General features: G+C 36.8%; 6 protein-coding genes. 5 read left to right on the plus strand and 1 reads right to left on the minus strand.

All coding sequences use genetic code 11. The features are described 5' to 3' along the window. Positions 1 to 113: 113 nt before the first annotated feature. Complete coding sequence (locus AC1W31_RS20465; RefSeq protein WP_481736359.1) at positions 114 to 1547, minus strand: M61 family metallopeptidase; 1434 nt, start codon at positions 1545 to 1547, stop codon at positions 114 to 116. A gap of 201 nt (positions 1548 to 1748) precedes the next feature. On the opposite strand from AC1W31_RS20465, the gene rpmH reads away from it, so the two are divergent. From rpmH to AC1W31_RS20490, 5 genes are all read left to right on the plus strand, one after another. Further along, positions 1749 to 1904, plus strand: coding sequence for a 50S ribosomal protein L34 (gene rpmH, locus AC1W31_RS20470; RefSeq protein ID WP_184129307.1), 156 nt, complete (start codon positions 1749 to 1751; stop codon positions 1902 to 1904). Between the two features lie 96 nt (positions 1905 to 2000). Next, the gene (gene rnpA, locus AC1W31_RS20475; RefSeq protein ID WP_481736360.1) at positions 2001 to 2444 is read left to right on the plus strand and encodes a ribonuclease P protein component; all 444 of its coding nucleotides are present in this window, start codon (positions 2001 to 2003) and stop codon (positions 2442 to 2444) included. A gap of 56 nt (positions 2445 to 2500) precedes the next feature. Beyond that, complete coding sequence (locus tag AC1W31_RS20480; RefSeq protein WP_481736361.1) at positions 2501 to 2716, plus strand: hypothetical protein; 216 nt, start codon at positions 2501 to 2503, stop codon at positions 2714 to 2716. 154 nt (positions 2717 to 2870) lie between these two features. After that, positions 2871 to 3155 carry a DUF2695 domain-containing protein gene (locus AC1W31_RS20485; protein ID WP_481736362.1) on the plus strand — a complete coding sequence of 95 codons (285 nt, stop codon included), beginning with the start codon at positions 2871 to 2873 and terminating at the stop codon, positions 3153 to 3155. A 28-nt stretch (positions 3156 to 3183) separates the two neighbouring features. Beyond that, entirely contained in the window at positions 3184 to 4851 is a 1668-nt protein-coding gene (locus AC1W31_RS20490) for a S41 family peptidase (RefSeq protein ID WP_481736363.1), read from the plus strand. Position 4852: the final 1 nt, after the last annotated feature.

The raw sequence follows: 4852 nt of genomic DNA on the forward strand, positions 1-4852 counted from the left end.
TGATTTTGGTCTAATCTTCTTTTCATGTCGAGAATACGGAAGTCGTCCTTCCAAAGGACGACTTCCGTAAATATTCATATAAGTCTTGGTTGAACCTTTCTTTTTTAAATCTCCTACAAATTTAACCACAATTTCAGATTCTCATTATCCGCTTCCATTATTTCCAAATGAATCTTTCCTTCTTCATTCCACTGCATCTGTAAACCGAAGGCATCTAACAACTCATTGACCATGCTTTCGAGTGGCATATTTCCGTTGATGCAATCTTTGAAATAGTTTGATAATGAACGTCCGTAAACTTCTTCACAAACTCGCTGATAATCTTCTAATGAATAACCAACGCCCATTTTTCCGAAACGTTCCCACAAAATTTGCATGACGGTTTCTAATGATTTTTGATGTCCAAAACGCAAGCGAATCATTAAATCCAAGATCAAAGAAACAACCGCTCCTTTCTGATAAATTGAAACTCTACGGTGCGGAATAGCTTGCACGTAACCATCCAACCACAAATCAAAAGAGGATTCTACCAACGACTGAAAAGCTTTTCCATCTTGCTCAAAATGACGTTTCAAGACAGTTTCTAACTCTTTTAAATATTGTTCTTGCGTAAAAACACCCGATTGAACTAAAAATAAATCACCGTAATATGTCGTAACGCCTTCCGCCACAAAACCCGTTGGAAAATAGTTTTCTTTCGTAAAATCGTAAGGCATCATCTCAACGGGACGAATTTTGCAGATATTCCAAGCGTGATATAACTCGTGTGAAGAAACGCCCAAAAGGTCATTATACAATCCATCGCCCTCAGAATCTGGACCTAAAACGATCATGGTTGAGTTCCGATGTTCTACGCCATGATAAAAAGAAGTTGGCAGAATCCAGTTGATAAAATGATAATCCTTTTCTGGAAAATCACCCATTATTTGAATTTGTTTCTCAGTAAATGCTTGAAAATCGGATAATAATTTCGTCCAATCGGGCGTATAGTTTCCTAAAAACCAAACATAAAAATCATTCTCGCCAACTTTATAAGTTTGATGTTGCAAATATGGACTGGCAAGTAAAGGAGAATCGACTAATTCATAATAATTGCTTGGATAAAAAATGTGGTTTTCATTAGGCATTCCACAAGCGATTTTATAATCCTTCGGTATCACCATTTCCAAAACACAAGGTTCATCCATTCGCCCCTGTACGTAAGGCAAACAATTCACAAAATTGACGTACAGCACCGACTCATCCACGAACGAACTTCCTGCATTTTGTACATTAGAAAAGTATGTAAATTTTACAATAACTTCCTGTAAATCAGTCGTATGAATTAGCCAACGATCTTTGGTGAGTTTGTGGAATAGAACTTTTTCTTTAGAAGAAAACACCTCAAATTGTTGAATGTTTTTGGCAAAGTTTTGGAGTTCATATCGTCCAGGTCGCCAAGCAGGGAGTTGCAATTCGATGGTATCGGACTTAATATTATCAATCACCATTTCAATCTGTAAGAAATGGCTTTGGGGCTTTTCGGAAGAGATTTTGTATTTTATCATAAGGTTTTCATGGTACTTTATGGAACATGAATTGAACTCGCAATGGAATTTTGGAGTGTGCAATCGCTTAAAAGCGACCAAATTACTCATAATCAATCATATAAAAACAGAAACTTTTAAAAAAGAGTTGGGAAATAAAAATAAGTTCATTACCTTTGCAGTCCTGTTTTAAGAACTTAAAGATTTTATTAATATATCGTCATGAAAAGAACGTTTCAACCATCGGTAAAGAAAAGAAAAAATAAACACGGTTTCCGTGAAAGAATGTCAACTCCAAACGGTCGTCGTACATTGGCGGCTCGTCGTGCAAGAGGAAGACACAAATTGACCGTTTCTGACGAGAAGAGAGGTAAATAGATTTTAGAGAATAGTTAATGCGGTTCGCCGCCCGAATTAATAGAGAATAGTTAGTTCAATTATTACTCATTAAATCTTAACTATTGACTGAATATCGTGAAATTTACTTTTAAGAAGTCCGAAAGACTCAATTCCAAAAAAGTTATTGAACAACTCTTTGATAAAAAGGGTAGAGAAACAAACCAATCGGTTTTTCTCTACCCTTTTCGTGTTTCTTATATTCAGAAAGTTGACAGTCAAGCGTTGAAAGTCGAAAGTGAAAACGAGTTTGATAGTCTTTCAACTTTAAATGCTCAACTTTTAACTCATTCCCCCGAAATTCTAATCTCCGTTTCCAAACGATTCTTCAAACACGCTGTTGATAGAAATCTCATCAAGCGTCGTACCCGTGAGGCATACCGCCTTCATAAGCACCTTTTGCTACAAAAACCAGCCTCCCAAATTCCAGTGTATATTGCTTTTGTGTATATTGCAAAGACAATCGAAGATTACGCCAAGATAGAAAAATCCATGAAAGCGATTTTTCAGAAAATGGTTTAGTTTTTGTTTGAAATATCGTATTTGATTTTGCGTTAAATATTTGTAAAAACAAGAAAATGCTTACATCACATATTCAATACATTACAGATACAACAGGACGTAAATTAGTCCAAATACCCGTAGAAGATTGGGATTCACTTCAAGAAAAATTCAGTAGATACGAGCAACTCTTAAAAGTGAAACGAGACTTAAAGGCATCATTTGGTGAAATTAAACAGATGCAACAAGGGAAATTGAAAAAAATGTCCTTAAAAGAAACCCTTAATGTTTGATGTCCCGTGGATTTCTATGATAAAGCCAGGGAAAAAAATATTCGTCCAATTGCTTTCGCAAGTGTCGTTGGTAAAAATACCAAACGATGGCGGGACGGGGAAGAACAACAAAGGGAAAAGTAAGTATTGTTAATAAAAATAAAATCTAACTGAAATGAATACTGATAAACAGAGGCGTAAAGAACTTCTAAATCAAATAAAAAGTTATCAAAAAAAGGAATTCGAGAATAATCTCCCGATGGATAAAAGTTATTTTACCAAGCTATTTGATTATTTAGATGAAGAATTAAACGAATGTAATCATACAACACTTTTAACTGAAAAGTTCTTAATTGAAAATAATATTCCTAACGTCAAAGATGTTCTTGAATGGTTATCAAACAAAGGTGGTTTTTGTGACTGTGAAATATTATCAAACGTAGAGGAGCAATTTGAGTAAATCGTATTTTAAAAGAAATAACAATAAAATGAACATAAAAAAATACACTAAAACCCTAATAGTCAGCGGGATAACGGTAGTGGGACTATCGTTGGCTTCCTTCTCTGACCCAGGCGAGCGATTCTTTGATATTGCTAAAAATTTGGATATTTACGCCACACTTTTCAAGGAATTGAATCGCTATTATGTGGACGAAATCAATCCTAATAAGACGGTCAAAACTTCGATTGATGCGATGTTGAAATCGTTTGACCCTTACACCGTCTATTATGCCGAAGATGATATTGAGGATTATATGACCATGACAACGGGCAAATATAATGGTATCGGCATCGTGACGGGCAATCGCAATGGACGTATCATGGTGATGCTGATTGACGAAGGTACACCTGCCGAAAAATCGGGCTTGAAAATTGGCGATGAAATCGTGAAAGTAGATGGCGTTGATTTAAAATCTAAAAAAGGAATCGACCCAGGCAAATTGATAAAAGGACAAACGGGTACATCCGTAAAATTGACCGTAAAACGCTACGGAACGGATAAATTGGAGGAAATTGCCGTTACTCGTGATGTGGTGAAAATGAAAAATGTTCCTTACTACGGCATGATTAATGACGAAGTGGGCTACATTGATTTGAAAGATTTTACGGGTACTGCTTCAAAAGAAGTGCGTCAGGCTTTTACGGAATTGAAGGCAAAAGGCATGAAAAAATTGGTGCTTGACCTTCGTGAAAATCCAGGTGGATTGTTGAATATGGCGGTGGATATTTGTAATGTTTTCTTGCCAAAAGAATCTGAAATTGTTTCGACCAAAGGAAAAGTGCAAGAATGGAACAAAACCTACACGGGACTCAATCCTGCGATGGATACGGAGATGCCGATTAGCGTTTTGACCAATTCAAGAAGTGCTTCGGCGGCGGAAATTGTGTCGGGCGTAATTCAGGATTATGACCGTGGCGTGTTGATTGGACAACGTACTTATGGCAAGGGTTTGGTGCAAGTTACTCGTGATTTGACGTATAACACCAAACTGAAAGTTACCACGGCAAAATACTACATTCCAAGTGGGCGTTGTATCCAAGCCATCGACTATGCACACCGTAATCCAGATGGTAGCGTTGGGAAATTACCAGATTCATTAAAACGCCCTTTCAAGACTAAAAAAAGTGGAAGAACGGTTTATGATGGTGGTGGAGTTTTGCCAGACATTGAAGTAGAAAAAATAGCTCCTGCGGCAGTAACGCTTTCATTGTCAAACAAATACATTTTGTTTGACTATGCTATTAAATATCATTTCGACCATCCATCGATTAAATCGGCTAAGGATTTTGAGTTGTCGGCTTCAGAATATCAAGACTTTGTAAAGTGGGCATCAACCCAAGATTTTGACTATACAACCCAAGCCGAAAGAGATTTAAATACCTTGGAAGCCTCGGCAAAAAAGGAGCGTTATTTTGATGTAGTTTCGGAACAATTAAAGGCACTCCGTTCAAAATTATCTCATAGTAAAGTGGAGGATATGATGAAGTTTAAAGATGAAATCAAAACAGCGTTGGAACAGGAAATTATCGTACATTATTATCTCCAAAAAGGTACTCGTGAACAATCTTTCGCCAAAGACCCTGAGATTCAGTCAGCTTTGAAATTGTTTTCGGATATGAATCGTTATCAGGCGATTTTGAAGGGGGGGAAGTAGG

Source organism: Arcicella sp. (assembly GCF_964672035.1).